Genomic DNA, 414 nt, shown 5'->3' on the forward strand with positions numbered 1-414 from the left:
GCACAGGCGGCGCAGGGCGGTGAAATCGCGCTTGGCCACGAGGTCGAGGCGGGAGACCAGGGCCTGCATCGCCGGGTCGTACCGGTCGCGCTCGCGCAGCTGGATCGCCAGGCACTCGGCGAGGTCCCGGGCGGCGATGCCGGGCGGGTCGAAGCTCTGGACCTGGGTCAGCACCCGGGTCACCGTGTCGGCGTCCGCGCCGAGGCGCTGGGCCACGCCCTCGACCGTCTCGCGCAGGTATCCGGCCTCGTCGACCGCGTCGATCAGGAATCCGCCGATCAGCCGCTCGACCGGATCCCGGGTCGCCAGCTCGAGCTGGCCCACGAGGTGGTCGCGCAGGGAAATCTCGGCCGTCAGGGCCGCCTCGAAATCCGGCGCCTCGGAATCGAAGCTGCCACCGCTGCTGCCGTAGGG

The 414-nt window shown here is 72.7% G+C and carries 1 protein-coding gene; it reads right to left on the reverse strand.

Annotated elements, in window-relative coordinates; translation table 11 throughout:
- The coding region (locus tag MPC4_RS04210; protein WP_483308666.1) for an RNA polymerase factor sigma-54 at positions 1-414 on the reverse strand (414 nt) is incomplete at both ends.

The sequence above is a fragment of the Methylocella tundrae genome, assembly GCF_901905185.1.
Lineage (GTDB): Bacteria > Pseudomonadota > Alphaproteobacteria > Rhizobiales > Beijerinckiaceae > Methylocapsa > Methylocapsa tundrae.